General features: G+C 72.3%; 34 protein-coding genes and 1 pseudogene. 13 read left to right on the forward strand and 22 right to left on the reverse strand.

All coding sequences use genetic code 11. The annotated features are described in order from the left end of the window. Positions 1-501 precede the first annotated feature (501 nt). On the forward strand, positions 502-921 hold the full coding sequence (locus tag AC07FY_RS28140; RefSeq protein ID WP_479011575.1) for an SSI family serine proteinase inhibitor: 420 nt from the start codon (positions 502-504) through the stop codon (positions 919-921). 161 nt (positions 922-1,082) lie between these two features. Then, on the forward strand, positions 1,083-1,625 hold the full coding sequence (locus AC07FY_RS28145; RefSeq protein WP_479011578.1) for a GNAT family N-acetyltransferase: 543 nt from the start codon (positions 1,083-1,085) through the stop codon (positions 1,623-1,625). Positions 1,626-1,728: 103 nt separating this feature from the next. On the opposite strand, the gene AC07FY_RS28150 is transcribed toward AC07FY_RS28145, so the two are convergent. Both AC07FY_RS28150 and AC07FY_RS28155 read right to left on the reverse strand, forming a co-directional pair. Beyond that, entirely contained in the window at positions 1,729-2,028 is a 300-nt protein-coding gene (locus tag AC07FY_RS28150; protein WP_479011581.1) for a hypothetical protein, read from the reverse strand. 122 nt (positions 2,029-2,150) lie between these two features. Continuing rightward, positions 2,151-3,194 carry an NAD(P)-dependent alcohol dehydrogenase gene (locus AC07FY_RS28155; protein ID WP_479011583.1) on the reverse strand — a complete coding sequence of 348 codons (1,044 nt, stop codon included), beginning with the start codon at positions 3,192-3,194 and terminating at the stop codon, positions 2,151-2,153. Between the two features lie 323 nt (positions 3,195-3,517). On the opposite strand from AC07FY_RS28155, the gene AC07FY_RS28160 reads away from it, so the two are divergent. After that, entirely contained in the window at positions 3,518-3,928 is a 411-nt protein-coding gene (locus AC07FY_RS28160; RefSeq protein ID WP_479011586.1) for a thiol-disulfide oxidoreductase DCC family protein, read from the forward strand. 48 nt (positions 3,929-3,976) lie between these two features. Here AC07FY_RS28160 and AC07FY_RS28165 read toward each other — a convergent pair whose 3' ends face one another. The 4 genes from AC07FY_RS28165 to AC07FY_RS28180 all read right to left on the reverse strand — a co-directional run bounded on the left by AC07FY_RS28165 (position 3,977) and on the right by AC07FY_RS28180 (position 7,124). Next, the gene (locus AC07FY_RS28165) at positions 3,977-4,315 is read right to left on the reverse strand and encodes an STAS domain-containing protein (protein WP_479011589.1); all 339 of its coding nucleotides are present in this window, start codon (positions 4,313-4,315) and stop codon (positions 3,977-3,979) included. Next, entirely contained in the window at positions 4,312-5,643 is a 1,332-nt protein-coding gene (locus tag AC07FY_RS28170) for a PP2C family protein-serine/threonine phosphatase (protein WP_479011592.1), read from the reverse strand. Before AC07FY_RS28170 ends, AC07FY_RS28165 begins: the two co-directional genes overlap by 4 nt. Beyond that, the gene (locus tag AC07FY_RS28175; protein ID WP_479011595.1) at positions 5,643-6,446 is read right to left on the reverse strand and encodes an alpha/beta fold hydrolase; all 804 of its coding nucleotides are present in this window, start codon (positions 6,444-6,446) and stop codon (positions 5,643-5,645) included. The genes AC07FY_RS28170 and AC07FY_RS28175 overlap by 1 nt, the downstream gene beginning before the upstream one ends. A 315-nt stretch (positions 6,447-6,761) precedes the next feature. After that, positions 6,762-7,124, reverse strand: coding sequence for a transglycosylase family protein (locus AC07FY_RS28180; RefSeq protein ID WP_479011598.1), 363 nt, complete (start codon positions 7,122-7,124; stop codon positions 6,762-6,764). Positions 7,125-7,432: 308 nt separating this feature from the next. Here AC07FY_RS28180 and AC07FY_RS28185 point away from each other — a divergent pair, with 308 nt between their 5' ends. Continuing rightward, complete coding sequence (locus tag AC07FY_RS28185) at positions 7,433-7,615, forward strand: hypothetical protein (protein WP_479011601.1); 183 nt, start codon at positions 7,433-7,435, stop codon at positions 7,613-7,615. A gap of 91 nt (positions 7,616-7,706) precedes the next feature. Here the strand turns inward: AC07FY_RS28185 and AC07FY_RS28190 are convergent, their stop codons facing one another. Together AC07FY_RS28190 and AC07FY_RS28195 are read right to left on the reverse strand one after the other, a co-directional pair. Further along, positions 7,707-9,173, reverse strand: a complete 1,467-nt coding sequence (locus AC07FY_RS28190) for an aminotransferase class I/II-fold pyridoxal phosphate-dependent enzyme (protein WP_479011604.1) — start codon at positions 9,171-9,173, stop codon at positions 7,707-7,709. Between the two features lie 76 nt (positions 9,174-9,249). After that, the gene (locus AC07FY_RS28195) at positions 9,250-10,440 is read right to left on the reverse strand and encodes a spore photoproduct lyase family protein (RefSeq protein ID WP_479011607.1); all 1,191 of its coding nucleotides are present in this window, start codon (positions 10,438-10,440) and stop codon (positions 9,250-9,252) included. A gap of 187 nt (positions 10,441-10,627) precedes the next feature. On the opposite strand from AC07FY_RS28195, the gene AC07FY_RS28200 reads away from it, so the two are divergent. Next, positions 10,628-11,830: an amidohydrolase gene (locus AC07FY_RS28200; protein WP_479011610.1), complete on the forward strand. Its 1,203-nt coding sequence runs from the start codon at positions 10,628-10,630 to the stop codon at positions 11,828-11,830. A 79-nt stretch (positions 11,831-11,909) separates the two neighbouring features. Here the strand turns inward: AC07FY_RS28200 and AC07FY_RS28205 are convergent, their stop codons facing one another. Continuing rightward, on the reverse strand, positions 11,910-12,278 hold the full coding sequence (locus tag AC07FY_RS28205) for a PRC-barrel domain-containing protein (RefSeq protein ID WP_479011613.1): 369 nt from the start codon (positions 12,276-12,278) through the stop codon (positions 11,910-11,912). Positions 12,279-12,428: 150 nt separating this feature from the next. After that, positions 12,429-13,544 (reverse strand): glutamate--cysteine ligase, encoded by a 1,116-nt coding sequence (locus tag AC07FY_RS28210; RefSeq protein WP_479011616.1) that lies wholly within the window; start codon positions 13,542-13,544, stop codon positions 12,429-12,431. Between the two features lie 140 nt (positions 13,545-13,684). On the opposite strand from AC07FY_RS28210, the gene AC07FY_RS28215 reads away from it, so the two are divergent. Together AC07FY_RS28215 and AC07FY_RS28220 are read left to right on the forward strand one after the other, a co-directional pair. Beyond that, positions 13,685-14,017, forward strand: a complete 333-nt coding sequence (locus AC07FY_RS28215) for a hypothetical protein (RefSeq protein ID WP_479011619.1) — start codon at positions 13,685-13,687, stop codon at positions 14,015-14,017. 206 nt (positions 14,018-14,223) lie between these two features. After that, positions 14,224-14,427, forward strand: coding sequence for a hypothetical protein (locus AC07FY_RS28220; protein WP_479011622.1), 204 nt, complete (start codon positions 14,224-14,226; stop codon positions 14,425-14,427). Positions 14,428-14,434: 7 nt separating this feature from the next. On the opposite strand, the gene AC07FY_RS28225 is transcribed toward AC07FY_RS28220, so the two are convergent. From AC07FY_RS28225 to AC07FY_RS28245, 5 genes are read right to left on the reverse strand one after another with little or no spacing between them, the layout of a single operon-like run. Beyond that, on the reverse strand, positions 14,435-14,707 hold the full coding sequence (locus AC07FY_RS28225) for a DUF3253 domain-containing protein (protein ID WP_479011625.1): 273 nt from the start codon (positions 14,705-14,707) through the stop codon (positions 14,435-14,437). Continuing rightward, entirely contained in the window at positions 14,704-15,198 is a 495-nt protein-coding gene (locus AC07FY_RS28230) for a response regulator (protein WP_479011628.1), read from the reverse strand. The genes AC07FY_RS28225 and AC07FY_RS28230 overlap by 4 nt, the downstream gene beginning before the upstream one ends. Then, positions 15,195-16,337 carry a PAS domain-containing sensor histidine kinase gene (locus AC07FY_RS28235; RefSeq protein WP_479011631.1) on the reverse strand — a complete coding sequence of 381 codons (1,143 nt, stop codon included), beginning with the start codon at positions 16,335-16,337 and terminating at the stop codon, positions 15,195-15,197. Before AC07FY_RS28235 ends, AC07FY_RS28230 begins: the two co-directional genes overlap by 4 nt. Beyond that, positions 16,334-17,017, reverse strand: a complete 684-nt coding sequence (locus AC07FY_RS28240; protein WP_479011634.1) for a response regulator — start codon at positions 17,015-17,017, stop codon at positions 16,334-16,336. Before AC07FY_RS28240 ends, AC07FY_RS28235 begins: the two co-directional genes overlap by 4 nt. Continuing rightward, positions 17,017-17,361: an STAS domain-containing protein gene (locus tag AC07FY_RS28245; RefSeq protein ID WP_479011637.1), complete on the reverse strand. Its 345-nt coding sequence runs from the start codon at positions 17,359-17,361 to the stop codon at positions 17,017-17,019. Before AC07FY_RS28245 ends, AC07FY_RS28240 begins: the two co-directional genes overlap by 1 nt. 293 nt (positions 17,362-17,654) lie before the next feature. Here AC07FY_RS28245 and AC07FY_RS28250 point away from each other — a divergent pair, with 293 nt between their 5' ends. Then, the gene (locus AC07FY_RS28250; RefSeq protein WP_479011640.1) at positions 17,655-18,059 is read left to right on the forward strand and encodes an ATP-binding protein; all 405 of its coding nucleotides are present in this window, start codon (positions 17,655-17,657) and stop codon (positions 18,057-18,059) included. Between the two features lie 141 nt (positions 18,060-18,200). Further along, a pseudogene (locus AC07FY_RS28255) lies at positions 18,201-18,476 on the forward strand (ATP-binding protein); the annotation flags it as partial. Between the two features lie 238 nt (positions 18,477-18,714). On the opposite strand, the gene AC07FY_RS28260 reads toward AC07FY_RS28255, so the two are convergent. Beyond that, positions 18,715-18,969 carry a WhiB family transcriptional regulator gene (locus AC07FY_RS28260; RefSeq protein WP_479011749.1) on the reverse strand — a complete coding sequence of 85 codons (255 nt, stop codon included), beginning with the start codon at positions 18,967-18,969 and terminating at the stop codon, positions 18,715-18,717. Positions 18,970-19,181: 212 nt separating this feature from the next. Between AC07FY_RS28260 and AC07FY_RS28265 the strand changes: the two genes are divergently transcribed. After that, complete coding sequence (locus tag AC07FY_RS28265; protein WP_479011643.1) at positions 19,182-19,490, forward strand: hypothetical protein; 309 nt, start codon at positions 19,182-19,184, stop codon at positions 19,488-19,490. Positions 19,491-19,580: 90 nt separating this feature from the next. On the opposite strand, the gene AC07FY_RS28270 is transcribed toward AC07FY_RS28265, so the two are convergent. The 4 genes from AC07FY_RS28270 to AC07FY_RS28285 form a co-directional block, all read right to left on the reverse strand. Continuing rightward, a complete protein-coding gene (locus AC07FY_RS28270) occupies positions 19,581-19,994 on the reverse strand; it encodes a CBS domain-containing protein (protein ID WP_479011646.1) in 414 nt (137 codons plus the stop codon). A gap of 68 nt (positions 19,995-20,062) precedes the next feature. Then, positions 20,063-20,425, reverse strand: a complete 363-nt coding sequence (locus AC07FY_RS28275) for an STAS domain-containing protein (RefSeq protein WP_479011649.1) — start codon at positions 20,423-20,425, stop codon at positions 20,063-20,065. Positions 20,426-20,552: 127 nt separating this feature from the next. After that, positions 20,553-20,957 carry a DUF2267 domain-containing protein gene (locus AC07FY_RS28280; RefSeq protein WP_479011752.1) on the reverse strand — a complete coding sequence of 135 codons (405 nt, stop codon included), beginning with the start codon at positions 20,955-20,957 and terminating at the stop codon, positions 20,553-20,555. Between the two features lie 206 nt (positions 20,958-21,163). Further along, positions 21,164-21,598 carry an Hsp20/alpha crystallin family protein gene (locus AC07FY_RS28285; protein WP_479011651.1) on the reverse strand — a complete coding sequence of 145 codons (435 nt, stop codon included), beginning with the start codon at positions 21,596-21,598 and terminating at the stop codon, positions 21,164-21,166. 128 nt (positions 21,599-21,726) lie between these two features. On the opposite strand from AC07FY_RS28285, the gene AC07FY_RS28290 reads away from it, so the two are divergent. Beyond that, positions 21,727-22,413: a type III effector protein gene (locus tag AC07FY_RS28290; RefSeq protein ID WP_479011653.1), complete on the forward strand. Its 687-nt coding sequence runs from the start codon at positions 21,727-21,729 to the stop codon at positions 22,411-22,413. Positions 22,414-22,499: 86 nt separating this feature from the next. On the opposite strand, the gene AC07FY_RS28295 is transcribed toward AC07FY_RS28290, so the two are convergent. Further along, the gene (locus AC07FY_RS28295; RefSeq protein WP_479011656.1) at positions 22,500-22,712 is read right to left on the reverse strand and encodes a hypothetical protein; all 213 of its coding nucleotides are present in this window, start codon (positions 22,710-22,712) and stop codon (positions 22,500-22,502) included. A gap of 22 nt (positions 22,713-22,734) precedes the next feature. Next, a complete protein-coding gene (locus tag AC07FY_RS28300) occupies positions 22,735-23,103 on the reverse strand; it encodes a PRC-barrel domain-containing protein (RefSeq protein ID WP_479011659.1) in 369 nt (122 codons plus the stop codon). Positions 23,104-23,550: 447 nt separating this feature from the next. Here AC07FY_RS28300 and AC07FY_RS28305 point away from each other — a divergent pair, with 447 nt between their 5' ends. Further along, on the forward strand, positions 23,551-24,108 hold the full coding sequence (locus tag AC07FY_RS28305; protein ID WP_479011662.1) for a DUF3291 domain-containing protein: 558 nt from the start codon (positions 23,551-23,553) through the stop codon (positions 24,106-24,108). 209 nt (positions 24,109-24,317) lie between these two features. Next, a complete protein-coding gene (locus AC07FY_RS28310) occupies positions 24,318-24,743 on the forward strand; it encodes a pyridoxamine 5'-phosphate oxidase family protein (protein WP_479011665.1) in 426 nt (141 codons plus the stop codon). Positions 24,744-24,750 lie beyond the last annotated feature (7 nt).

Below are 24,750 nucleotides of genomic sequence, written 5' to 3' on the forward strand. Positions count from 1 at the left end.
GGCCCCCAAGCCCCCGGAAAGGCCCCCCTCGGCTCACCCCGCCCCCGTCGGGAAGAGACCAGACCCGTGGGGGGGGGGGGGGGGGGGCCACCCCCCCCCCCCCCCCCCCCCCACTGCTCGTTGTGGCGGAGCCGGGTGCACCGCGCGGTCCCGTCGGCCGCCGGTGGCCCCGGAGTGGTCCGCGTTCCGCTGGGGCGGACCGGTCCTATTCGGTCAGCCTGGATGGCCGTTCGATGAACCGCACGCGGCGGACAGCAGGTCAACGCCCCGCTGGTGGTTGCCGCGTGGACCGTCGTCGCCCTTCTCCGCCCGCCCGCCCCGGTCGGATATTCCCCCTGAGCTGCCCCAACGACCGTTCGGTCGCCGATAATCGAACGGGATGTCTGAAAAACGGTGATCGAAGTGCACTCGCCCTTCGAGCCCGACAAACTCGGTGGTGTCCAGTCGACATATCGCAGCCAACAACTGCGTGCCACCTTCGAATTGAAAGAGAGTTCTGTCGTGCGTCACCGCATCGCTGTCGTCTCGTCCGCCGCCCTCCTGGCCATGGCCGGTGCCACCGGCATCGCGGAGGCACAGCCCGCCAGCCTGTACGCCCCCTCCGCCGTGGTCCTGGCCGTCGCCCAGGGCGAGCAGGCGACCACCTTCGTACGGGCATCGGCCCTCAGCTGCGCGCCGACCGCCCAGGGAACGCACCCCGACCCGGAGGCCGCCTGTGCCGCACTCGCCGCGACCAACGGCACCCTCGACGCGCTCCTGGCCGCCCCGGACCAGGACCGGGCCTGTCCGATGCACTACGACCCCGTCACAGTCACGGCGGACGGCGTCTGGCAGGGCAAGCACATCTCCTGGAAGCACACCTTCTCCAACAGCTGCGTCATGGCCTCCACCCTCAACGGGAACGCCGTCTTCGCGTTCTGACCGCCCCGCTCCCCCGCGTTCGCGTCCGCCTCCGCCCCTCGACCGGGCGGAGGCGGACGCGCGTCTCGTGCCGGGGCGTGCGCGGGCCGCCCGACGGCACCGGGCCGCCCGCACACGGATAGCCTGACCCTTCACCCCCCGGGTCAGAAAGGTGCTTCAGCATGAGCAGCACAGCGTCGCCGTTTCCCGAGCGGATCGAGGTCGCGGGAGAGGGGCTCGTCCTGCGCGACTGGACGGAAGCGGACCTGGCCGTGATGCCGGAGCTCTTCGACCACCCCGACATCGCCTACTGGACCCCGATCGTCTCCCCCTTCGACGCCGCGGCCGCCCACGCGCGCCTGGCCCGGGCCCGGCAGTTGCGGGCGGAGGGCTCCACGATCCTGCTCGCCATCACCGTCGACGGCGGCCCGGCGCTGGGCGAGGTGATGCTGCGACGGTCCCCCGAAGGCACCGAGATCGGTTATGCGGTCGGTCCGGCACACCGTGGCCAAGGGCTGGCGGCACGGGCGGTGCGGCTGATGGCCGCGTACGCCTTCGAACACCTGGGCGCGGACCGGGTGATCCTGGAGCTTGAGGCCGAGAACGCCGCCAGTGTCGCCGTGGCCGCCAAGGCCGGCTTCCACCTGCTGGACGTGCCGCTGATCACCGGTCAGGAGAAAGGCCGCGCCTACGCGTTGCAGACGTGGGGGCTCAACCGCCCCTGAGCCGCCGCCTCGCCCGGACCCGTCCCGACGCGAGGAACCATCCGGTCCGCCCGCCGTCGCAGTTCGGCCGCGGCAGCGCGTCGTGTTCGCCGCGGTGGAGGTGTCAGCGCACCTGGATGCCCGCACCGTAGGGCGTTCCGCCACTGTGGCAGATGGCGGTGCTGGTGGTGCCGACCCGGCGCCAGGTCGGGTCGTGGACGGTGTAGTCCCGCGCCAGGGGCCTGTCGCACCGGGTGTACACGCGGAACTCCCCGGTGCCGTTGGTGCACGTGCCGGCTGCGGTGGTACGGGATTTGTACCAGGTGGAGCAGTCGTACGGGTCGGCGGCGGCCGGGCCCGCCCCGGCCAGCGCCAGCCCGGCGCCCAGCGCCAGCGCGGCCGCCAGCGATCCGATGCGGTTCATGCACGGCCTCCGAAGCGAGAGGTTCGGCCGGGGCCGTCGCGCCGCTCGGCGCCGCGGCCCCCGAAGCTGTCCACTATCCCGCGCTCCGGCCGGCCGCCACAACCCCGCCGGGGGCCTACCCGTCAGAGGGTGGCGGTGTCGATGACGAAGCGGTAGCGGACGTCGCTGGCGAGGACCCGTTCGTAGGCGTCGTTGATCTCGTCCGCGCCGATCAACTCGATCTCGGCGCCCACTCCGTGCTCACCGCAGAAGTCCAGCATCTCCTGGGTTTCGGCGATACCGCCGATACCGGAACTGCTCATGCTGCGACGGTTGCCGAACAGCGACCGCAGGTCCGCCTGCGCGGCGTCTTCGGGAAGGCCGAGGTTCACCATGGTGCCGTCGGTGCGCAGGAGCGCGAAGTAGGCGGCGAAGTCGAGCGGGGCGGAGACGGTGTTGAGGATGAGGTCGAAGCTGCCCGCCAGGTCTTCGAACGTCGCCGGATCGGCGGTGGCGCGGTAGTCGCCGGCGCCCAGCCGGAGGCCGTCGTCCTTCTTGCGCAGGGACTGCGAGAGCACGGTGACTTCGGAGCCCAGCGCGTGGGCGATCTTGACGGCGGCGTGGCCGAGTCCGCCGAGACCGACGGCGGCGACCTTCGTACCGGGGCCGGCGTTCCAGTGGCGCAGCGGGGAGTACGTGGTGATCCCGGCACACAGCAGCGGGGCGGCCACGTCCAGCGCCAGGGCGTCGGGGATGCGTACGACGTAGTTCTCGTCGACGACCATCTTCTGCGCGTAGCCGCCGTAGGTGGGCAGGCCGTCCTTGCCGACCGCGTTGTAGGTCCAGACGGCGCCCTCCGTGCAGTACTGCTCCAGACCGGCCCGGCAGTTCGCGCACCGGCGGCAGGAGTCGACCATGCAGCCGACGCCGACCCGGTCGCCGACGCGGAACTTCGTCACGCCGGGGCCGGCCTGCGCGACGACACCGGCGATCTCGTGCCCCGGCACCATCGGGAAGATCGCCTTCCCCCAGCCTTCGCGGACCTGGTGGATGTCGGAGTGGCAGATGCCGACGAAGGCGATGTCGATCAGTACGTCGTTCTCACCGACCTCGCGGCGCTCGACGGTCGTGCGTTCCAGAGGCGCCTTGGCGGCGGGGGCGGCGTAGGCGGCAACGGTGGTCGTCATGGGTGCGGGCCTTTCCCTGCGGATCCGGGCACGTGAAGGTGCTTCGTCGATGACCGATGACCGATGACCGGCGGCCGATGATGACCTATGGCCGGTGTCGAGCGCCGATGACCGGGTCGACGGCCCGCGCCGCGCCGGAGACGGCGCCGGAGGCCGGGAAACCGGGGATGCCCGAGGCCCGCGCCGGTGCCGTCGCCGCGGCGCGCACGCGAAGGCCGTCATGCTCTTGGTCCTTCACCAATTATCGGCGCTCAGGGCGCCCGCGCCTCTCGGAGGGACGCCCCGCACACGGGCGCCGTGCCGACGGGTGGATGATGGAGGGCATGCGTACTCGGCCCGTACTCGTCTACGACGGAGACTGCGGCTTCTGCACGACATCGGCGAGGTTCGCGGAACGCCGCGTACGGCCCCGCTGTGATCTCGTTCCGTGGCAGTTCGCGGACCTCGGCGCGCTGGGCGTCACCGCGGAGCGGGCCCAGTACGAGGCACTGTGGGTCACTCCGGCCGGCGCGGTGTACGGAGGGGCCGAGGCCGTCGCGAAGGCGTTGCTGAGTGCGGGCCGGGCGTGGCCGCTGCTGGGCTCGGCGCTCATGCTGCCGGGCGTGCGGTGGGCGGCCCATCGCTGCTACCGGCTCGTCGCGGACCATCGGCACCGGCTGCCGGGAGGCACGGCGGCGTGCGCCGTGCCGAGCGGCGGCGGCGCCCCGGGCCAGGGGCGATCCCCGTCGAACTGAACGCGCGACGGCACGGCACCCGTCCGGACGGAGATGCCGGGCCGTCGGTCAGGCCACGCTGGCGGTGTCCACGTCCGGGTGGATCGGGAAGACCTGGTCCAGGCCGACGATGCGCAGGATGCGCAACGTCTCGCCGGGGACTCCTGCCAGCGCGATGCCCGCTCGTGCGGCCACCGCGAGGTTGCGGGCGACGATGAGGGCCGTGATGCCGCTCGAGTCGCAGGACCGTATGCGGGAGAGGTCCACGACGAGCCGTTGGCCCGGCTGCAGGCTGACGGCCTCCAGGGCCTGCCGGAGCAGCGGGGCCTGGTCGTAGTCGAGGTCGCCGGCGAGTTGCAGTACGGGACCGGACACGGCGTCTCGGGTGGTGATCGTCAGGTCGCTCACGTCGGATCGGGCTCCTGCGGGGCGGGACGGGGGTCGGATTCTGGGTGCGCGGTGCGGTCGGGTCCTGGGTGCGCGGTGCGGGGTACGCCCAGGGCCAGTAGGGCCGTGTCGTCGTCGAGCCCCTCGGCGAAGCTGTCCAGCAGCCCGGTGAAGGCGGTGATCAGTTCGTGTGGCCCGCCCTGCGTGTGGCCGGCGGCGAAGGCGTGCAGGGCCTCCTCGCCGTAGAGCTCGCGGTGGGGGCCGATCCGGGCTTCGGTGAGGCCGTCGGTGTAGAGCAGGAGGGTGTCGCCGGGGCCCAGGGTGGTCTCGGCGGTGGTGAAGTGGGGGTCGGGCAGGATGCCCACGAGCAGGCCGCCGGGGGTGGGAAGGTACTCGGCCCGGCCGTCGGCGCGCAGGACCAGAGCGGGGGGATGGCCGCCGGACGCGAGGCGCACGGCTGTCGTACCCGTGGTCGCGTCGGGTTCCATGACCCCGAAGATCGCGGTGCAGTAGCGCGGGTCCCCGCCGTTGAACCGTTCGTGGAGCACGGTGTTCAGGGTGGTCAGCGCGGCGGCGGGCTCCGGGTCGTGGAGAGCCGCGGCGCGCAGGGTGTAGCGGGTCAGGGAGGTGACGGCGGCGGCCTGCGGGCCTTTGCCGCAGACGTCTCCGAGGAAGAACGCCCACCGCTTGTCGTCCAGCGGGAACAGGTCGTAGAAGTCTCCGCCGAGCCGGTCGATGGATGCGGTGTGGTAGTGCGAGGCCGCCTCCATCCCGGGTACCGGGGGCAGGGTGGCGGGCAGCAGGCTCTGCTGCAGGACGGTGAGGGCCTCCCGCAGCCGTTCCCGGTCCGCTTCGGCCTGGCGGCGTGCCGCCTCGGCCGCCTCGCGCTCGCGGAGCAGTTCCTTCTCGTAGGAGCGGCGCTGTCGGGCGTCGAAGACGGTGGTGCGGATCAGCATCGGCTCGCCGTCCGCGCTCGTCTTCACCGTGGAGGAGACCAGGACGGGAAGCCGTGTGCCGTCGGAGGCTCTGAGCTCGAGCGCGATCTCGCTGATCCGCCCCTGCATGCGCAGCAGCGGCGCGAAGTGCGTCTCGTGGTAGAGCCTGCCGCCGACGCTCAGCAGGTCGGTGAAGCGCTTGCGGCCCACGACGGCGTCGCGCGTGAGACCGAGCCAGTCCAGGAGCGTCTCGTTGATCTTGGCGATGGTGCCGTCCATCAGCGTGGACAGGTAGCCGCAGGGAGCCGATTCGTAGAGTTCCTCCGCGGTGTCCTCCAGCAGGGTGGAGAAGGCGGCGTCGGTGGCCTCCTTGTCGCTCTCCGGCAGCTCCGGATCCCGGGCGGTGCGGCACATCACGGCAGGCTCCGGAGGAAGGCCCGGATGGCCGCCGTGGTGGTCTCCGGGGCGCTCAGCTGGGGGCAGTGGCCCGTCGCGTCCAGGGTGATGAGCCGGCTCCCGGGGATCGCCTCGTGGACGTAGGCGCCCACCTCGCGCGGCGCGATCACGTCCTGGCTGCACTCCAGTACCAGCGTCGGCACGCCCACGCTCTTCAGGTCGGCGCGGCTGTCGGAGAGGAAGGTCGTACGGGCGAAGACCCGGGCCTTGGCCGGGTCGGTGGCGCAGAAGCTGTTGGTCAGCTCCCGTCCGAGTTCCGGGCGCTCCGGATTGCCCATGATCATCGGCGCCATGGCCGCCGACCAGCCGAGATAGTTGGATTCGAGCGACTCCAGCAGTTCGTCGATGTCCTCGGCGCTGAAGCCGCCCCGGTAGCCGTCGTCGTCGATGTAGCACGGGGAGGGCCCGACCATGACCAGGGAGGAGAACCGCTCGGGGGCCGCGGCCGCCGCGAGGACCCCGACCATCGCGCTGACCGAATGCCCCACGAAGGCGACTTCCCGCAGGTCGAGGGCCTCGCAGACCTCGGTGACGTCGCGGGCGTAGCCGTCGAGCGAACCGTACCGCTCGCCGTTCCACGCGGACGGGTCGGAGCCGCCGGAACCCACGTAGTCGAACAGGACGACCTGGAACTCCTCCGCGAGGGCGGGCGTCACGAGGCGCCACAAGTTCTGGTCGCAGCCGAACCCGTGCGCCAGCATGACCACGGGCCTGCCGGCTGCGCCGACGACCTTGACGTTGTTCCTGTGGAGGATGTCCATCCTGCCATCCTCCCATCTTCACGGCGGGCCCGAACGGCTCCCCGAAGGAGTACGCGCCCGCGAGGGGATCCTCCCCCGGCGACGCGACCGGCGGAATCATTCGCGGAACCGGTCGGGGTGCGTCAGGGGTGGAGCCTGTTCCGGCCGGTGTGCGGCCGGACGCCGGCTCATCTCCTGTCCCGAAGTGCGGTTCCAGCGGCCCTGTTTCGAAGCGCAAAGCCCCCTTTTGCCGGTCGATCAGGCTCTTGCAAGAGGCAGTTGAGGCGGTTCGGTCCCGGGGGGACGGCAGGGGCCGCCCCGCCCGGAGTCCTTATCTCAGCGGCGGCGTGCGCAGGTCCAGGCCCCCATGCCCTGGATCTTGGCGAGTCTTCTCGCCGTCGCGATCTGCTCCGCCTTCGTGGCGAGGTCCGCGCGTGGGGCGAAGCGGCGGCCTCCCGCCGCCTTCCAGCTCGACCGGGTGAACTGGAGCCCTCCGTAATGGCCGTTACCGGTGTTGGCCTTCCAGTTCCCGCCCGATTCGCACCGGGCGATGGCGTCCCAGTCGGGGTTGGGTTTGGAGTGGACGGAGGCGGCGTGCGCCCCGGAGACGTCCAGGAGCGTGACGGCCAACAAGAGCCCGCCGGCCAGTAGTTGACCGATCGCGCTCCGACTTCGTCGGCTCTTCAGGTGACGTGACATCAGTCCTCCTTCGCTGTTGGGGCGGCCTGCCACGAACAGCGGGCGGGCCCGCGCACGGCCCTTGTCGGGTCGTGGCCACAGCACAGCACGGACCGACGTGGTTCCGGCGGCTCTTGCCCCGCCGGAGAGGACGACGCCACTCGAACGGACGCTCCGGGGCCCTCCTGAGGCCGCCGACCGCCTCGCCTCAGCGGCTCCCGGCCCCGGGCGCCGCGGAGGACGGGGTGCGGCGGAACGTGTCGGCGGTACGGCTCATGCCCCGGCCCCGCGGGGGCACACGGCAGTCACCTACCGAAAGGGGCCCGGACATGCTGGGTATCGTCGCCGCAGTCCTGTTCTTCATCGCTTTCCTGATCAACGCGGCTCACATCGCCACCAACGACGTGCTGAGCTCGACGAACTTCATGCTCATCGGCCTGGCCGCGCTCGCCCTGCACGTCGCCGGCGTCGGCAACCAGTGGTCGGCCCGCGGGCGGAGCCGCAGAGGCTGAAGGGGGACACGGACAGGTCCCGCCTTCCGTCCGGTCAGCCGGCGGGGGCGGGACCTGTCCGTGTCCGGGGTGTCGCACCTTCGTCGGGCGCTCACTCCTCACGCAGGACCCGGATGCTCATCACCTCCGTGTCGACCGCGTCCGGTACGACCATGCCCGCCTCGACCCCCGAGCGCAGGTAGCGCAGCACGTCCTTGGTCAGGCGTTCGCCGGGCAGGGCCGCAGGGATGCCGGGCGGGTACGGGGTCAGCATCTCGGCGGCGATGCGTCCGTCGGCTTCGTCCCAGGGCACCTGCTCCGTGGGGCCGAAGAAGGCGTCGCGGGGCAGGACCGCCTGTTCCAGCCGGAGCTCGACGGGCGAGGGGACCTCGACTGGCTGGCCCGTCCGAAGGTCGGGGACGTGGGCCGCCAGGTCGGTCAGCGCCGTGAGCAGGGCGTCGGCGGTGTCGTCGCCGTCGGCGTGGGTGAGCTGGGCGCTGATGCGGCGGTGGTCGGCGAGGTGGAGGTTGATCCGGTGGTGCCGGCGCAGCCAGTCCGCCGCCTTGTAGCCGGTGACCTGCCAGGCGCTGATGTCGATGATGATCTGCAGGGGGTCCATGTCGAAGGCGAGGCCCGGCCCGCAGAAGTCCTCCCGGCCGTGCACCCGCATGCCCTCGATGCGGCCGATGCGGTCGCGGGTCCGTGCGGCGAGGGCGAGGGCGTCGTCGTAGAGGACGCGCCCGTGTTCGACCATCTGCCGGCGCCAGCCGTCCAGCGCGGCGTACACGAGCACGGAGGGGCTGGTCGTGCCCAGCAGGTCCTCACGGCTCTTGAGCACCTCGGGCTTCACCAGGTCGCCCTGGAGGTGGAAGACCGAGCTCTGCTCCAGCCCGGACCCCATCTTGTGGACCGAGGTGACACACACGTCCGCGCCCGCGTCCATCGCCCACGTCGGCAGATCGGGGTGGAACGGCAGGTGGGCGCCCCATGCCTCGTCCACGATGAGGGGGCGGCCGCGCCGGTGGCACATCTCCGCGATCGCGGCGAGGTCCGAACACGTTCCGTAGGGCGTCGGCGTCGTCACCAGGGCTCCCCGCGCGTCGGGGTGCTCGGCGAAGGCCGCCTCGAAGGCATCGGCCGACGGCGGATGCGCCAGATGCCGCTCGGCGTCCCACTGCGGGTCCACCCACACCGGCTCGATCCCCGACAGGATCAGTCCCGAGACGACCGACTTGTGGGCGTCCCGCCCCACCAGCAGCTTCTCGTGCGGGCCCGCCACGGACAGCATCGCCGACTTCACGGACAGCGAACTGCCGCACGTGGAGAAGAACGCGTGGTCCGCGCCCACCGCCTCGGCCATCAGCGCCTGCGCGGCCTCCACCACCGCGTGGGAGGACGTACGGTCGTCCAGGCCGCTGGTGGCGAGGACGTCCGAGCGGAACACCGCGTCACCCAGGACGGCCCGCACCCGCGGATCAGCGCCCCGGCCCTGCTTGTGTCCCGGCGGTGTGAACGGGGTCTGGCCGCTCTCGTGGTAGTCGGCCAACGCTTCGAGTACTGGTGCCTTCGACTGGTTCATACCGCCCGCCTGCCCGGACGCGCGCGGCAGTAACCGAGCCGGACGGCGGGTGGCCGGCACGGAGCCGGCCGACCACTCAGAAGGCGTACCGCACGTGGAGCCATGGCGCGTGGGCCGCCACGAGGTCGCTCAGGGTGGCGATCGCCCCGGCCTTGACCGCGTTGCGGTACCGCACGTTCCAGCTGCCGTTCTCGGAGCGCTTGGGCTGCTGCAGATCTGGTCGCCACAGGACGTCCTCCGCCCGCGGGTGCCAGCCGAGGTTCAGTTCGTGCAGGTCCTTGTTGTGCGTCAGCATGATCACTTCCGCGGCCGCCTGGTCCTTCACGCGCCGGGGCAGCACGTCGTCCATCTGCCGCAGCAGCAGGGACCAGTCCCCTTCCCAACCGGGCCGCAGGACGACGGGCGAGAGGTTGAAGTGGACCTCGTAGCCGGCGTCCAGGAAGTCCCCGGCCGCGGCGAGGCGGCTCTCGACGGGACTGGTGCGGATGTCCAGCAGTCTGGAGTCCTCGTGCGGCATGACGGAGAACCGCACACGGGTGCGGCCCCGGGGGTCGAGCAGCAGCAGGTCCGGGTTGACGAACTTGGTGGCGAAGGAGGCCTTGGCGGTGGGCCAGCGGGCGAACGAGCCGATCAGATCGGCGACGTTCTCGCTGATCAGGGCGTCCACCGAGCAGTCGCTGTTCTCGCCGATGTCGTAGACCCATGCGACCGGATCGCACTGGTTCGCCTCCGGTTTCGGACCGAGGCGGGCGATGTGGCGGGCGAGGTGTGCGGTGATGCCGTCGATGTTGGTGAAGACGGTGATCGGGTTGGCGAAGCCCTTGCGGCGCGGCACGTAGCAGTAGGCGCAGGCCATGGCGCAGCCGTTGCCGGGACCGGGTGCGATCCAGTCCGCGGAGCGTCCGTTGGGGCGGGTGGTCAGTGTCTTGCGCTCCCCCAGGACCAGGACCTCGCTCTTGACCCTGACCCAGCGGTCGACGTTGCCCTCGTTGCCGTGGAGCTCCGGGATCCTCCAGTGCGAGTCCACCGGGATCAGCTCGGCGTCGGGGAAGCGGGCCAGGATCTGCCGGCCGCGCGGGGAGGCGGCGGCGGCCGGTTCGGCGTGGATCGCCCGCACCGACAGCAGGCGGCGCGCGGCCGGGGAGTCCCGGAACAGGGGCCCGGCATGCCGGCGCTCCGGCGCCCGGCCCGTGTCGAGTTCCTCGAGGCCGAACAGGGCGTCCCCGTGGTCCTCCGGTCCGGCCGCGTGTCGCGGGGCGGCGCCCATGTGCGACCTCCGGGTTCCTCTCGACGCCCTCGCGGAGGTGGTGGGTCCGCGAGGGGGCTGGCCCTTCCACTGTAGGCAGGTCCGGCGCCCTCACCGACCGGCCCGGCCCCTCCCAGCGCCCCTCCCCCGCGCGTGAGCGGCCGGCCTGTGGACAGAAGCATGTCTGAACCGGTGCGAGGAGGAAGATGTGGGCGATTCACGAGAAGACCTGTACGCACGACTGCGGAGGGAATGCGTCCGCCGGGCCGAGGACCTGTGGGCGGTCGCCCGGGCGTTGCACGCGGATCCGGAGCTCGCCTATGAGGAGCACCGGGCGGCGCGGCTGCTCACCGCGGAACTCGAGCGGGGCGGGTTCGAGGTCGAGCGGGGCACCGCCGGGCTGGAGACCGCGTTCGTCGCGCGCGCCGAGGGCGCCGGGGAGGGGCGGGGGCGGTGCGTCGCGCTGCTGCTGGAGTACGACGCGCTGCCGGGTCTGGGGCACGCGTGCGGCCACAATTTGATCGCCGCGGCGGGGCTGGGGGCCGCGCTGGCGGTGCGGGGCGTCCTCGGTGACGTCGCGGGGAGCGTGCTGGCGGTCGGGACCCCGGCCGAGGAGCGGGGCGGCGGCAAGGTGGCCCTGGCCGAAGCCGGCGTGTTCGACGGTGTGGACGCGGCACTGATGTTCCATCCGGGGGTGCACGACTGGTCGTGGGCGCCGCTGACGGCGCAGACGCAGGTACGGGTGGGCTTCCACGGGAGGTCGGCCCATCCCACGGGGGATCCCACCGGGGGCATCGACGCCCTGGCGGCGCTCATCCAGTTGTTCAACACCGCGGCCGTGGTGAGCAGGCGCCTGCCCCCGGGGTCGCACGTGCAGGGCATCGTCACCGACGGAGGCAGCGCGACCAACATCGTGCCGGCGTACGCGGAGGGGTTGTTCGGGCTCCGGGCATCCACGAGTGCCTCCCTCGACGCCCTGGTCGCCGAGGTGGAGACGTGGGCCGGGGGCGTGGCGGCCGCCACCGGCACCACCGTGCGGGTGGACCGGCTGGGCCGGGGCTACGCCCACTTCCGGAACAGCGATGTCCTCTCGGAGCGGTTCGGCGGCCACCTGGCCCGCAGCGGCATCCGTCTCGGCGAACCGGTCGGCGGGGTCTTCCTGGGCTCGTCCGACATCGGCGACGTCAGCGCCCGGGTCCCCGCCATCCATCCGTTCGTGGCCGTCGTGGACGGCGAGACCTCGGACCACACGCCCGCCTTCGCCCGGGCCGCGGGCTCGGACCGGGGGCGGACGGTGATGCTGGCGGCGGCCGAGGCGCTGGCGTGCACGGCCGTCGACGTCCTGACGGACGCCGCACTGTCGGCCCGTGCGTGGAGCAGCCTGCGCGAGAAGGAGGCGGCGGGCCTGTGAGACGCGCCCGCCGGTCGAACGGTGGAGCCCCCGACCCCCTCGGCGCTTTGCGGGGGATCGGGGGCTCAACCGGCGACGATCAGGCGGGTCGGCCGCCGAAGGGGATGCCCGGGGCGTAGTACGTCCCGAGCTGCTGGCGGTAGCCGGAGTCTTCGAGGTGCTCGTCCCGGTGGAACTCGGGGGCGTCCTTGATCTGTTCCTTGGACCGGTCGACGTAGATCTTCTTCTCCTCGGGCTCGATCCGCATCACCGTGCTCGCCGGCAGCAGGACCTCCTTGCCGAAGATCCACACTCCGGTGTCCACGACGAGGTAGGCGTCGCCGACCTCGTCGGAGTGCTTGTCGACCTTGCCGATGCTTCCGTCGGTCGCCTCCACCTTGTAACCGGTCAGGTCGGTACCGGACAGGTGGCCCGAGGTGGACTTGTATTCCCAGACGTGCTCGTTCACGTGTAACAACTCCTCCGGTGGAAAGGGCGGCACAGGGGCTTCAGCCGACCTTGCTTCGGCCGTCTGCCGCGGACGGAAGCGATCACCGCGTTCCGTCTCCACCCCGTGTGCCCCGGGTCCACCGCCTCATGCACCGGGGCACCGGGGTGCTCAGTGCTTCACCGTCATGTCCGCACAGCGGGCGACGACGGAGGCGAGCGGCTCCCCGCCCTCGTGGAGCCGCCGCTGGATGCGGGCGCCGTTGCCGTGCTCGTGCAGGTGGGCGATGGCGTCGCGGACCCGCTCGTCGTCGCCGTGGTCGCGCAGCGCCTCGCGCACGTGCTGGTAGAGGGCGTCGACGGCCTGGGCGGCGGGCGTCTCCCGCATGGTTTCGGGGTGCAGCAGAGGTCCGTCCAGGCCCGATCGGGCGGCTCGCCAGGAGGCCAGCCGCAGCATGCTCGTGTCGATCCTGGCCGGCGGCCGTCCGTCGCGCCAGTCGCGGGCCGCGGTCTCGGCCAGGCCGCGTACCAGGGCGGCGATCAGGACCGGCGTGGAGGGGTCCAGGCACACGTCGGCCACGCGGACCTCCACCGTGGGGTAGGTGGCCGACAGCCGGGCGTCGAAGTAGATCATCCCCTCGTCACGCAGCACGCCGGTGCCGATCATCTCGCCGACCTGCTCGTGGTAGCGGTCGGCCGATCCGAAGATCCCGACCGGGCCCGCGGACGGCCACCGGTTCCACACCCGGCTGCGGTAGCTGGCGTAGCCGCTGTCCTCGCCCTGCCAGAAAGGGGAGTTGGCGCTCATCGCCGTCAGGACGGCCAACCACGGCCGGATGCGGTCCAGGACCGCGACGCCCTCTTCGTCGGATTCGACCGACACGTGGACGTGGCATCCGCAGGTCAGCTGCTCCTGCGCCGTCAGGCCGAACTGCTCCTTCATCCACCGGTAGCGCCGGCCCGCGTTGAGCGAGGGCCGTACGGGCAGCGGCGATGTCGCGACGGCCGCCAGCACGGCCCCGGCGCTCGCGGCGTGGCGGGCGGCCTCGGCGCGGATGCGCAGGATCTCGTCCTGGAGCTCGCCCATCTCCGTGACCGGGCTGGTGGCGAACTCCAGCTGTTCCTTCTGCAGTTCCTTCTCGAACTCGTGCTCTGCCCGGCCGTCCGCACCGGCGCGCTGCCACGCCTGCCGGTCCGCGGCCTCCAGGACCGCCCCCGACAGGGCTACCGGAGCACCACTGCCCGCGTCCACGAGCAGCAGCTCCTCTTCCACACCAACGCTTCTCATCTTGCCGCCTGGGGATCGTGCCGTCTGATGTCCCCCGCCTTCCCTGACTTCGGTCGGCCATGCCGTGCCGCCGGCCACACGCGCCCGCTTACGGCGCACGGGGGTGGCCGGGATTCGCCGCTGCGGCCGGCGGGCACAGCATGCCCGTGACAGAAAAGCCTCCGCCCGCACGCACCCCGGACGGGCACCACGTCCTCATCGGCGGCAGACGCTGGCGTGCCACCGATCCGGCTCTGCCCGACGACGTCGCCGCGCGGCTGCGTGCGCACCTGATGGCGGCGCGCCGCGCCGTGGGTGCGGCCCTGCGGGCTGCGGACGAGCGGGCCGAACGCGAGGCCAGGCGCCGTGTGCACACGGCCAAGGTGGCCCTGGGGGAACGGGGCACGCCGTGGTGGGAGCAGGACGGGGACCAGCGGCGGGATCGCTGGCTGGCGGGTCTGGCGGCCTTGGACGGGGAGGACGGCCACGATTGAGCGGCGTGCGGTGTCCGGTGAGCGGCTGGTCCTGGCCCGCGCACGGGTCCTGGTCCGCACACGGGTCCTTCTCCCGACGGCGGCCGCGGCCCGACGCGCGCGCCCCTTCCGGTCCGCCGCGCACCCGTCGGCGGCTGATAGCGTCGCAGGGCTTTGATCGACCCCGACGGTCGACGTCGCGGATCCACGACAGAGGAGACGGCCCCATGTCCGAGGACCTGGCCACCGACACCATCCGGAAGCTGGCGGACGTGGTGGAGTCGAACGCTCTGCCCGAGCACACCGTCGAGCTGCTCCGGATCGCGCTCAGCCAGGCCGAGAAGGCCAAGGCGGCCGGTCAGGACGAGGAGGCCCTCACCATCGCCGGCCAGGCACTGCAGACGGCGGAGAACCCGGCCGGGGAGCAGTAGGCGGTCGTCAGCGGGTGCGGCGGATGCGGATCGGGCCGCGCGCCTCGGCCGGTTCGACCGGTCGGCCGCCCTGGGTGATCTCCACCTCGCCGGCCGCGACCAGGCTGCGCGCGGCGCGCCGGGCCGGTTCCATGAGCGCGCGCCAGCCGTCGCCCTCCCCCGTGTAGAGCGCCCGCGCGGCGTCGGAGGGGCAGATCGTCGCCGTCGGGCCCCGGCGATCCAGCAGCTCCAGGATGGTCCGCTCCAGGCGCCGGTCCGTCTGCCGTTCGCTGTCCGTCACTCCGCCAGTGTCGCACCGGGGAGGCCACCCGTGCGGGAGGCCGCGGACCCGTGCGGGGTCTCGCCTTCCGCGGCGGAGGGGGTGGAGGGGGTGGAGCGGCGAGCGTCGGCTCCCAAGGTCCTGACCGCGTCCAGCAGCTCGGCGTTGGTGATGCCCTTCACCAGGTACCCCGCGACGCCGGCCGCCGCCATCTGGGTGCGCGGGCTCTGATCCCCGTATGCGGAGAACGCCAGGACGCGTACGCCGGGGACGGCCCGGATGATCTGCTGCGCGGTGTGCGGGCCGCCGCCGGGGAAGCGCACGTCGAGCACGACCACGTGCGGCTGCCGGGCGGCGGCGAGCCGGATCGCCTCGTCGGAGTCGCCGGCGCTGCCGGCCAGGCTGAGGTCGGGCTGCGCCCGGACGACCTCGGCCAGCGCCTCGCGCAGCATGCGGTTGTCATCGCAGATCAGCACGCGCAGGGGGTCGTGGGGCGTGGCGGTCCGGGTCATGGCGGACCTTCGAGGACGGTCCGGGAGTCGAAGCTCACGCCGGACGGACCGGGCAGGGGTTCGTCCAGCACGCCCGGCGGGAGGTCGGGCAGCCAGAACTCCACGGTGGTGCCGCTGCCCGGCTCGCTGCGCAAGGTCCACCAGCCGCCGGCCGTTTCGGCCCGCTCGCGCATCTCCAGCAGGCCGAAGTGCTCCGGCAGCTTGTGGAGGATGGCCGAGTGCCCGGTGCCGTCGTCCGACACCCGGGTCAGCAGGCCGCGGTCTTCGTTGGTGACGCTGACCTTCACGGTGCGTGCGCGCGCGTGCTTGTGCACGTTCAGCAGCGCTTCCTGGACGATGCGGAAGAGGGTGATGGCGGTCTCGGGGGCCGGTTCCTTCTCGAGGTCGTACACCAGGGACGGCTCCAGACCCCAGCTCCCGGCCACCACCTCGTCGAGGTGCTGGGCGAGGGACTCGGCCAGTCCGTGCCGGTCGATGCCCGGGGGCTGGAGCCGGAAGGTGAGGTTGCGCAGGCGGCTCACCGCCTCGCTCACCGACCGGTCGAGTTCGGCGAGCGCGCGCGCGTACGGCTCGCCGACCTGGTCGGCGAGGAGCTGCAGCCGCATGCCGACGGCGACCATGGCCTGGATGGAGTCGTCGTGCACGTCCCAGGCGATGCGGCGGCGTTCCAGTTCCTGCGCCTGCACCAGGTGGGTGAAGAGGCGGCGGCGTTCGCTGAGCGCCTGCTCGGCGGCGCGGCGCTCGGTCATGTCCCGGGTGACCTTGCCGAAGCCGCGCAGTTCGCCGGTCTCGTCGAAGAGCGGGGTGATCACCACGTTGGCCCAGAAGCGGCTGCCGTCCTTGCGGATGCGCCAGCCCTCGTCCTCCAGCCGGCCCTCGGCGATGGCCGCTTCGAGCTCCAGGTGGGGTTTGCGGGCGGCGATCTCCTCGGGCGGGTAGAAGACCGAGAAGTGCTTGCCGATGATGTCCGTCGCGGAGAACCCCTTGATCCGCTCGGCGCCGGCGTTCCAGGTCGACACGTGGCCCTCGGGGTCGAGCATGAAGATGCCGTAGTCGACGACGCTGGTGACGAGCAGGGTGAAGGCCGTCTCGGTCGGGGCGAGGGCGCCGCCCTGTCCGGCGGGGAGGTTCCCGGTCATCGTAGGAGCCCCTCGCGGCGGGCCACGGCGACCGCTTCGAGCTGGGACCGGGCGCCGAGTTTCTCCAGGACCCGCTGGACGTGGTTCCTGGCGGTGTTGAGGGCGACACCGAGCTTGTGGCTGATCTCGGCGGGCCCCAGACCGTCGCCGAGCAGGTGCAGGGTCTCGCGCTCGCGCGGGGTGAGGGCGGCTCCGGGGTCGGCCGCACGGCCGGCCAGCCGGTCCAGCGCACCGCCGAGCAGACCCTTGCTGTAGGCCACGTCTCCCGCCGCCACCAGGCGCACGCCCTCTTGCAGCTCGCCGAGATTGCCGACCTTGAGGATGAGTCCGGAGCCGCCGGCCTCGGCGACGTCGGCGGCCATCGCCGGGGTTCCCTCCCCGGTCAGTACCAGCACCCGGGCGCCGGGAGCGGCCGCCTTGAGCCGGGCGATGGCGGCGATGCCGTCACCGTCGGGCAGGCGCCGGTCCAGTACCACCACGTCGGGGCGCAGCCGGGCGGCGTCGTCCAGCGCGTCCCGCACGGACAGGCTGCGGCCGACGACGACCAGGTCGCCGGTGCGGTCCAGGGCGAGCCGGATCGCCTCCGCCACCATGTCGTGGTCTTCGACGAGCAGGATGGTGATGCGCCCGTCGGCGGCGTGCGGCGCGGTCTCCGGTACGGCCTGCGGTGTCGAAGGCATCAGGCGGTCCTCGGGGGTAGACGCGTCACGTGATCGGCGAACAGTCCGTCGGCGCCGGTGAGGGCGAACAGGCGGGCGACCTGTTCGCGGGCGCCTCTCACGCACAGTTCGGAACCGATCCTATCCGCCGCGCCCCTGGCCTCCAGGAGCAGGTTGAGGCCGGCGCAGTCACAGAAGCGCAGGTCCCGCAGGTCCAGCACGACACGGTCGCACCGCCGTGCGAAGCAGTCGTCGAGGGCGGCCCGCAGCTGGCCGGCGGTGTCCATGTCCAGCGCGCCGACGAGGCGAAGACCGGCCGAGTCCGGCTCGGGGACGCTGCTGACGTGAAACGACGGGCCGGTCACGGTGCTTCTTCTCTCATGCGGCGACCCCCAGCCTGGGCAACGGACACCAGGTAAGAGTAGTGAATCTGCACTAGAAGAGAACCCCGTTCTCCCGAACGGATCGCCCACGCGCGGGCGGACCAGTGCAAACCCGGCGGCGACGGGGACCCGAGCCGGTGAACCGCGCGGGCGGGGCTGGGTAATCTGCCGTGCGGGGACGAGCCGGGTGACAGGCCCCCCGCCAGCGCGCCGGTGTCGCAGGGCAGCGGTGAGGGTACCCGAGCGGTGAGGAACTCAGGGGAGAGAGAGTGAGGATGGATCTTCCGCCGGCCACTGCGCACGATGCCCGTACGACGGTGTGCGCGGAGTTCGACGGCACCCCCGGCTGCATCGCCGAGGCGCGGGCCGTCGCTGACGCCTTCCTCCGGCAGCACGCCCCCCACGCCGGCCGCACCTTTCACGACGACGTGCTGCTGGTCGTGTCCGAGCTGGTGACCAACGCCGTCCGCCACGCGCCCGGCCCCTTCGCCGTGGAGTGCGGGCTGCTGGCCGACGGGGTGGGGATCACCGTGCGGGACATCAGCCCCGTCCCGCCGCACCGCCGCACTCCGGACCGGACCGGCGGCCGCGGGTGGCCCATCGTCCAGACGCTCGCCCGTGTGGTACACGTCCTCCATCACGACGACGGCAAGTCGGTCCGCGCGGAGCTCACCTGGTAGTCCTCCGGGCGTCCGGCCGGGGCGGCGGGCGGGTCACCCGGCCGACAGCGCGCGGAGCCGGTGCTCCGCGCTCGCGAGGAGCATGTCCAGGGCGATCGGGTGGGCGCTGCGGTTCATCCGGGCGGCGAGCAGGGGACGACCGGCAAGACGTGCGCGGGCACCTGGGGCAAGGGCACCAAGGACGGCGGACCGCGCGAGGTGTACCTCTACCACGTGGTGGACAACCAGTGGTCCATGGGCGCATACGGTTCGCAGGCCGTGGTCTGGCAGACCGCCGTCAACCCCGTCGTGGCGCTGGAGCTCATGGCCGCCGGCGTCTGGTCGGACGCGGACGTCCTCGGCCCCGAGCCGTTTCCGCCGCGCCCGTTCCTGGACCTGCTGGCCGCATACGGATCCCCGTGGGGCATGCGCGAGCAGGGCCGACCCGGGCCTGCGGGCCACCGACTCCCCGCCCGGGCGGACCCTGGCCGCCCGGTGGCGCACCGCGACGCAAGACGTCCGTCATCGGCAGTCGGCCGGAGCACGTGCCCGTCACGGTCCCCGGCGCGGCGCGTTCGTTCGCGGATGCCTCACGGGGCGGGGATCCCGACGACGCCCGCCTCCGGCGTCGGCGGGCGTCGTCGGGGCGGCGTGGGGCGGCAGCCGGTCAGCCGGTTCAGCCGGCCGTTCGCGTACGGGACCGAGCAGCCCGCCGCTTGGCGGCCCGGCGTTCCTCCTCGCTCATGCCGCCGCACACCCCGATTTCCTGGTTCGCCTCGAGAGCCCACTTCAGGCAACTCTCCATCACCGGGCAACGGTGGCACACCGCCTTGGCCTGTTCGACCTGGAGCAGGGCAGGGCCGCTGGACCCGATCGGGAAGAACAGATCGGGGTCTTCCCACCGACAGGCGGCCTCATGGCGCCAGTTCATCGTCGTCTCCTCCATCCGGTTCGTCCGAATCCGTCCTTCACGCTCCTGGCCAGAGTCGGCGGGTCTATGCAGTGCCGGGGCCACCGCGTGCCGATGGGGCGGTGCGGAAGGGCACCTGACAGGCTGTTGTGCCGGGGTTGCGGGGGTTTGAAGCGCGGTACCTGGGCATCCCAGAACGAGACCCCGCCTTTGCCAGCCGACAGGAGGCAGCAGTGAGCACCTACGTCATCACCGTGCCGGGCACGTTCCTGAGGGACGTCGACGATGCGGCCCGCTCCGAGCTGGCGCGGAGCCTGGCTTCGCACCACACCGGCCTGAGCGAGGCCGAGGAGGTGGAACTCCTGACGGTCCACGAGGACGGAACCTTCTCCGTCCGGCTCGAGATCGAGGCCCCGGACCGGGCGACGGCAGAGGGCGACGCCGTCCGCCTGGCGGCCGGCGCCCTCGGGAAGCTGGGGTTCACCGAGAAGGACGCACCCCTGGGGCCGCCGGCGGTCACGGGCATCGAAGGCGAGTTCTGAGGGCCGAGGCTCCCGCTCGGCCTCAGGGGGTACGACCCGGCCCGCCCTTCCGAAGAGGGGCGGGCCGTCACACGGGGACGGCTGAGGGTGTCAGCTGGAGATGGCCTCGAGGAGGTCGCCGACCTGGGGGTCCGGAAGGGCTCGGGCGACATCGGCCTGGGCCACGATCCCGACGAGCGTGTGCCCGTCGATGACGGGCAGCCGGCGCACGTGGTGCTCGCTCATCGTGTGGAGGATCTCGGCGGCGTCGTCATCGGCGCCGATCGTCACGGCCTCGCCCTGGGCCAGCTCGCCCGCCGTGCAGGTCGCGGGGTCCTTGCCGGCCGCCAGGACCTTGGTGACGATGTCCCGGTCGGTGAGCATGCCCTTCAGCTTGTGGTCGGTGCCGCAGATCGGCAGCGCACCCACATCGAGCCGTGCCAGCTTCTTCGCCGCCTCCATGACGGTCGCTTCGGCGTCGATGCATTCGGGTTCCGGGGTCATGATGTCGCGTGCGGTGGTCATCACAGCCCGCCTCTCGTCTCGGATGCGTAGCGATGCTCTTCCTGGACCCCTGCCCGACCTCCTGCTCCCTACCCCTGCGCGGGGACTGTGCTCAGGACGGTCGACAGGGCGCGGCTCCCGGGTGGTCCGCCGTCCCGTACCTCGAAGAGCTCCAGTGCGCCGGTCATCTCCAGGAGCCGCCGGAGCTGTGCGGGCAGCGGCCCGCCGAGCACCACGGGTCGGGTGTTGCGCAGCCGGATCAGCACGTTCAGGAAGGAGGAGTCGGCGAACTCGACCCGGGCCACGTCCAGGACCAGCAGGGCGGCACCGGCCGCTTCCCGGTCGCAGGCCGCCGCGAGGACGCCGGCCGTGTCCAGGTCGAACTCGCCCGCGCAGACCACCACGTCCACGCCGTCCGCTTCGGACCGGACCGTCACGCGCGGCGTCTTCATACCGTCTCCCGGAATCGCTTGATCGAACAGGACGGGCCGTGCGCCGGACGGTTGCCGGCGTCAGCGGTACCGTGTCGCAGTGCGGCCCCGCACAGAGGACAAGGGGGTACGGGGCCGTGGTCCGGTGTCAGGCCGCGGCCTGCGGCCGGAGCAGCTGCGCCTGGCCGAAGAGGAGCGCCCAGCCTTCGGGAAGCCCGCCGAGGATGCGGCCGAGGAGATCCGGGCCGGCGAGCCGGGCGACGATCGTGAGGACGGCCCCGGCTTCCCAGCGGGCCGCGGCGGGGGTCGCGCCGGTGCGGGCGGCGAGGTCCTTGACGAAGCTCCACCCCGTGAGCCGGTAGGGATCTGGGGCCTCGGCGGTGAGGGTGAGGGCGGCTTCCATGGGGAGTCGGGCCGCGAGGTCGACGCGTTCCTCGCCGGTGAGCTGGCGGCCGAGGGCGGTCAGGACGCCGCGCACGGCTTGCTCGGCGCGTTCGACGGTGGGGTAGGCACCTTCATACCTCACTTTTTCCAGCATGTTCTCGTAACTCATGTCCGTGGCCTGCTGGAGGGTTCCAGGCTGGGAGAACACGGGTACCGGTCGCCTTTCGTGTCGGAGGGCTCCGGCCGGTTCCTGCGGGGAGCGAACCGGCCGCCCGCGGTGGAGTGGTTGCGGGTTCGAAAAGGGGGCGGAGGACGGGCTTGCCGGAGGGGGGTCGGTGCCGCGTCCTCCGCGATCGGGCGGGCTGTGGGTGCGGGTCAGCCGGAGATCTGCCGGCTGCCGCTGTCGGCACCGATGGCGATCTTCCGGGGCTTGGCGCGCTCGGTGATCGGAATGCGCAGGGTCAGGACACCCGCGTCGTAGTCCGCTTCGATGTGCTCGGTGTCGAGGGTGTCGGCGAGCATGACCTGGCGGGAGAACACGCCCAGCGGCCGCTCGGAGAGTTCCACCTGGACGCCGTCGGACTTCGTCGGGGGCCTGCGCTCGGCCTTGACGGTGAGCATGTGCCGCTCGACGTCGACGTCGATCGCGTCCGCGGTGACGCCCGGGAGATCGAAGGCGAGCACATAGACCTCGCCGTCGCGGTAGGCGTCCATCGGCATGACGGACGGCTTCGACCACGTACCGGTGGTCCCCATGAGCTGCTGCGTGAGCCGGTCGAGTTCGCGGAACGGGTCGGTGCGCATCAGCATCGCGAATACACCTCCAGTCGGTTCGGCAGGGACTGCCCATGCGCTTCAAGGTGCTTCCGTTGTAGCATGTCATCGAGACGACGACAAGCAGGGTGTCATCCTGACGATGACAAGGTTGGAGGAGATCCGTGACCGCCGATGACGATGCCGCCCGTCCCGCCGCCCCGGACGCCCCACCGGACCAGGGGCCCGCTTCCTCGGTCGCCGCGGCCGCGGCGCTGGAGGCGATCGGCAACGCCCTGCGCGAGGCCCAGAACGCCGGCCCTGCTCCCCGCCCGACGGACACCGGCCCGGAGCAGGCCCTCGCCTCGCTGCTCCTCCTGCGCGAGGTGCGGGAACGGCTTGCCGGCTGGGAGCCGGGCCTGATCGAGACCGCCCGGGAGGCGGGCGCCAGCTGGGCCGAGCTCGCCAGGCCCCTCGGGGTGGCCAGCCGCCAGGCGGCCGAGCGCCGCTACCTGCGGCTGCGCCCCGGCCCGGCCGACACCACCGGGGAGCAGCGGGTGCAGGCCGTCCGCGACCGGCGCGCCGCGGACCGCACCGTCACCCGCTGGGCCCGTGGGAACGCAGCCGACCTGCGGCAGCTGGCGGGGCAGGTCACCGCCCTGACCGACCTCCCCGCCGCCGCCGAGACGAGCGTGCGCGAGCTGAGCCACGCCCTCGGCCGGGACGACGCGGCCCAGCTCGTCGCCCCGCTCACCGCCGCCCGCGACCATCTAGGGCCGGCGCACACCGAACTCGCCGACCGCATCGACACGCTCACCCAGCACACCAGGCAGCTCCGCGACGACAGCGACCAGCAGCGCGCGGGCGGCTGACCGGCCGGTCGCGAGCCGAGCAGGGCTCCGCCCACCCGCCGTCGATCACGGCGGGTGGGCGGAGGGGTGGGCGCGATGCCGCGCCGTCAGTGCCCGGCGGTCCTACGCTGGGCGTCGGTGTTCGGGGTCAGGGCGTCCCCGGCTTCGCCGTCCTCGTCACCGGAGATGACGGCTTCGTCCGCTTCCCTGCGGGCTTCGCGGTCACCGCTCTCCCCCGGCGCCTTCGAGGGCGGGGTGGACGTGGCCTGGTCGTCCCCGTCGTGACGGGTCTTGTCCTGGTGCGTCTTGTCCTGGCTCATCTCGCGGGCTCCTTACGGTCGTTCAGAGCGGGCGGCCGCCGAAGGCGTCGCCGGCCCGGTAGTACGCGGAGAGTTCGTCGTGGTAGCCGGCGTCTCCGAGGTGCTTGTCGCGGACGAACTCGGGAGCGTTCTTGATCTGCTCCTTCGTCCGGTCGACGTAGATCTTCTCCTCGTCCACGTCGATGCGGGAGACGGTGCCGGCCGGGAGCAGGACCTCCTTGCCGAAGATCCACGGGCCGGTGTCGACCACGATGTAGGCGGATCCCGCCTCGTCCGAGTGCTTGTCGACCTTGCCGATCGCACCGTCGACGGCCTCGACCTTGAAGCCGCTCAGATCGGCGCCCTCCAGACGGCCGGACGTCTCGCGATAACCCCACACGTGCTCGGTCATTGAGGATGGGTCCCTTCTCTGGGCCAGGAATGGCTGCCTTGCTCGACAGGCGCCTGCCCCGTGTTTCACGCCTCACACGGAGGATCCCCCACCCGTGGCGCTTCGCCCTCCGGCGCGGCGCGGGCGGCTCGGTTCGCGCAGTGCGCTTTCCCGGGCGCCGCCGGGTCGGTGAGGGAGGAGCATGCCCGCCTCCCCGTCCGCACCGTCGGGCGGATCCCCAGGACACGGTCGGCGACGACTGCGCGCAGATGCGGTCCGTCCCGGCCGGCCGCAGCGTCCCGCCCCGGAGGGCGGCACCACCGGTGCGCGCACCCGCGATGAGTGCTGGGAGAGGCCACTTGGGCAGGGAAAACGCAACTTCGACATGGCCCGCACCGGCGGTTACCTTCGCCTGGTCTTCGGCGATCGCCGCAACGGTCGCACCGCCCCACGACCCGGGAGAGACACATGCCCCTTCTCGCGCTGTACACCTTCGGCGTCCTGGCATCACCCCTCGCCGATCCCTCACCCCTCACGCGCGAGTTCTACGCCATCGGTGAGGCCGTCTACCGGGAGATCGGTCGGCACCCCGGATTCCTCGGGCGTGCCGAAGCGGCAGAGGGTGACCGGGGTGCGTTCTTCGAGGCGGACTGGGGTGCGTGGGGGGAGTTCGCCGTACCGCCTTGGTACGGCAAGGGCCGTACACCGGAAACCACCGCCCTGGCCACGACCCTCTCCCTCTGGACCGACCTGCGCTCCGCCTTCGACGCCGTCCACACCGGTCTGCACCGCGCGGCGCTGAGCAGGCGCCACGACTGGTTCGAGAGGACGGGGCATCCGAACCACGTGTTCTGGTGGGTTTCCGACGGCGTGATACCCACCTGGCGGGACGGGGTTTCCCGGCTGGAGCACCTCCACCACCACGGCCCCGCGCCCCTCGCCTTCACCTTCCGCGACGCGTTCGCCCCGGACCGAACTGCGATCGGGAGTGCGGGCATCGGGCCGCAGAGCGACCGGGTTCTCTGACGGGACGGTCGGCCGCGGGCGGGCGGCCTCGTCGGCCACCCGGCCGATCGGCGGCGCACGCCCCGCGAGCCGCTCCGGGCGGAACCGGCCGCCTACACCGACCAGGTGTCGACCGCCTCCGGGTCGTGGCGGGACGGCGTGAGGGGAATGGGCACGGGCGGCGCCGCGTTTCCCGGGAGCAAGCCCTGCCGTCCCTGAAGGAGGATGTCGTGGCACTGTCCCGGACCGAGCGTGAGCAGTTCCTCGCCGAACCCCACATCGCCGCCCTCGCCGTGAGCGCGGGCGCTGACCGCGCTCCGTTGACGGTACCGATCTGGTACCACTACTCCCCCGGAGGCGACATCTGGATCATGACCGGCCGCGATTCGCGCAAGGCCGAACTCATCCGGGACGCAGGGCGGTTCAGTCTGATGGTCGACCGTCTGGAGCCGACGATCCGGTACGTGTCGGTCGAGGGCCCGGTCGTGTCGACCGTACCGGCGGTGCGCGAGCAGCTGCAGTGGATCTCCGCGCGGTACCTGCCGGCCTCGAAGGTCGACGGCTACGTCGAGGACGCGTGGAAGAACCACGGCGAGCAGGTCGTCATCCACATGCGTCCCACCCGGTGGGTGAGTTCGGACCTCGGCCGGGTGTGAGGCGGCA

The organism is Streptomyces sp. NPDC045967 (genome assembly GCF_056430495.1).

Bases quoted from the DNA above. Each gene is read 5' to 3' on its own strand.
- AC07FY_RS28180 (WP_479011598.1), bottom strand. From the start codon at position 7,124: ATGTCACGTCACCTGAAGAGCCGACGAAGTCGGAGCGCGATCGGTCAA.
- AC07FY_RS28185 (WP_479011601.1), top strand. From the start codon at position 7,433: ATGCTGGGTATCGTCGCCGCAGTCCTGTTCTTCATCGCTTTCCTGATC.
- AC07FY_RS28160 (WP_479011586.1), top strand. From the start codon at position 3,518: ATGCGTACTCGGCCCGTACTCGTCTACGACGGAGACTGCGGCTTCTGC.
- AC07FY_RS28215 (WP_479011619.1), top strand. From the start codon at position 13,685: ATGCCCGTGACAGAAAAGCCTCCGCCCGCACGCACCCCGGACGGGCAC.
- AC07FY_RS28260 (WP_479011749.1), bottom strand. From the start codon at position 18,969: ATGAACTGGCGCCATGAGGCCGCCTGTCGGTGGGAAGACCCCGATCTG.
- AC07FY_RS28210 (WP_479011616.1), bottom strand. From the start codon at position 13,544: ATGAGAAGCGTTGGTGTGGAAGAGGAGCTGCTGCTCGTGGACGCGGGC.
- AC07FY_RS28175 (WP_479011595.1), bottom strand. From the start codon at position 6,446: ATGGACATCCTCCACAGGAACAACGTCAAGGTCGTCGGCGCAGCCGGC.
- AC07FY_RS28240 (WP_479011634.1), bottom strand. From the start codon at position 17,017: ATGCCTTCGACACCGCAGGCCGTACCGGAGACCGCGCCGCACGCCGCC.
- AC07FY_RS28250 (WP_479011640.1), top strand. From the start codon at position 17,655: ATGGATCTTCCGCCGGCCACTGCGCACGATGCCCGTACGACGGTGTGC.
- AC07FY_RS28190 (WP_479011604.1), bottom strand. From the start codon at position 9,173: ATGAACCAGTCGAAGGCACCAGTACTCGAAGCGTTGGCCGACTACCAC.
- AC07FY_RS28235 (WP_479011631.1), bottom strand. From the start codon at position 16,337: ATGACCGGGAACCTCCCCGCCGGACAGGGCGGCGCCCTCGCCCCGACC.
- AC07FY_RS28285 (WP_479011651.1), bottom strand. From the start codon at position 21,598: ATGCTGATGCGCACCGACCCGTTCCGCGAACTCGACCGGCTCACGCAG.
- AC07FY_RS28230 (WP_479011628.1), bottom strand. From the start codon at position 15,198: ATGACCCGGACCGCCACGCCCCACGACCCCCTGCGCGTGCTGATCTGC.
- AC07FY_RS28280 (WP_479011752.1), bottom strand. From the start codon at position 20,957: ATGAGTTACGAGAACATGCTGGAAAAAGTGAGGTATGAAGGTGCCTAC.
- AC07FY_RS28305 (WP_479011662.1), top strand. From the start codon at position 23,551: ATGCCCCTTCTCGCGCTGTACACCTTCGGCGTCCTGGCATCACCCCTC.
- AC07FY_RS28270 (WP_479011646.1), bottom strand. From the start codon at position 19,994: ATGACCACCGCACGCGACATCATGACCCCGGAACCCGAATGCATCGAC.
- AC07FY_RS28145 (WP_479011578.1), top strand. From the start codon at position 1,083: ATGAGCAGCACAGCGTCGCCGTTTCCCGAGCGGATCGAGGTCGCGGGA.
- AC07FY_RS28220 (WP_479011622.1), top strand. From the start codon at position 14,224: ATGTCCGAGGACCTGGCCACCGACACCATCCGGAAGCTGGCGGACGTG.
- AC07FY_RS28300 (WP_479011659.1), bottom strand. From the start codon at position 23,103: ATGACCGAGCACGTGTGGGGTTATCGCGAGACGTCCGGCCGTCTGGAG.
- AC07FY_RS28155 (WP_479011583.1), bottom strand. From the start codon at position 3,194: ATGACGACCACCGTTGCCGCCTACGCCGCCCCCGCCGCCAAGGCGCCT.
- AC07FY_RS28295 (WP_479011656.1), bottom strand. From the start codon at position 22,712: ATGAGCCAGGACAAGACGCACCAGGACAAGACCCGTCACGACGGGGAC.
- AC07FY_RS28195 (WP_479011607.1), bottom strand. From the start codon at position 10,440: ATGGGCGCCGCCCCGCGACACGCGGCCGGACCGGAGGACCACGGGGAC.
- AC07FY_RS28150 (WP_479011581.1), bottom strand. From the start codon at position 2,028: ATGAACCGCATCGGATCGCTGGCGGCCGCGCTGGCGCTGGGCGCCGGG.
- AC07FY_RS28170 (WP_479011592.1), bottom strand. From the start codon at position 5,643: ATGTGCCGCACCGCCCGGGATCCGGAGCTGCCGGAGAGCGACAAGGAG.
- AC07FY_RS28275 (WP_479011649.1), bottom strand. From the start codon at position 20,425: ATGAAGACGCCGCGCGTGACGGTCCGGTCCGAAGCGGACGGCGTGGAC.